We start from the raw sequence: 870 nt of genomic DNA, 5'->3' as shown, positions 1-870 counted from the left end.
GAAGATCGTGGCTGAACTGAGCTATCCAGCGACAGGTTTGAAGTGTGTAGACCGTATTTACACCGACCTGTGTGTGATTGATGTCACCGCAGAGGGTTTAAAAGTGATTGAGAAAGTCGACGGTTTAAGCTTTGCAGAATTGCAGGCCATGACGGGTGCAACTTTAGTGGATGCGACTCAACAGAATTAATGATTTGAATCCCCCTAAATCCCCCTTTGATAAAGGGGGACTTCCATCTTTCTAATTTTGGGAAGTTCCCCCTATTTAAAAAATAGGGGGAACTCCTCCCTTTAATAAAGGGAGGTTGGGAGGGATTTTAGATAAAGGGAAAATGAAATATGAAAAACGCTTACATTATTGATGCTATTCGTACCCCATTCGGCCGTTATGCGGGTGGTTTAGCCCCAGTTCGTGCCGATGACTTAGGTGCAGTGCCAATTCAAGCCTTAATACAACGCAATCCAAGTGTCGATTGGACCCAAGTCGATGACGTGATCTACGGCTGCGCGAATCAAGCGGGTGAAGACAACCGTAATGTGGGTCGTATGTCAGCACTCCTTGCTGGCTTACCTGTTGAAGTTCCTGCCACGACAGTGAATCGTTTATGTGGCTCATCACTCGATGCCATTGCGATGGCAGCTCGTGCGATTAAAGCGGGTGAAGCCGATCTGATCATTGCCGGTGGTGTAGAAAGTATGTCACGCGCACCCTTTGTCATGGGCAAATCAGAAACCGCGTATGGTCGTAGCCAGAAGATTGAAGATACCACTATGGGCTGGCGTTTTATCAATCCTAAGCTGAAAGCGATGTATGGTGTAGACACTATGCCGCAGACTGCGGAGAACGTGGCACAACAATTTAATATTGAT

General features: G+C 46.9%; 1 protein-coding gene and 1 pseudogene. Both read left to right on the top strand.

Annotated elements, in window-relative coordinates:
- Positions 1–190, top strand: a pseudogene (locus ACE01U_RS17025) (3-oxoadipate CoA-transferase); the annotation flags it as partial.
- A 149-nt stretch (positions 191–339) separates the two neighbouring features.
- The coding region (locus ACE01U_RS17020) for a thiolase family protein (RefSeq protein ID WP_395580019.1) at positions 340–870 on the top strand (531 nt) is incomplete at its 3' end.

Source organism: Acinetobacter halobius, from assembly GCF_044130335.1.
Lineage (GTDB): Bacteria > Pseudomonadota > Gammaproteobacteria > Pseudomonadales > Moraxellaceae > Acinetobacter.
Note: the sequence above shows the minus strand (reverse complement) of the source record. Positions and strands in the feature narration are given on the sequence as shown.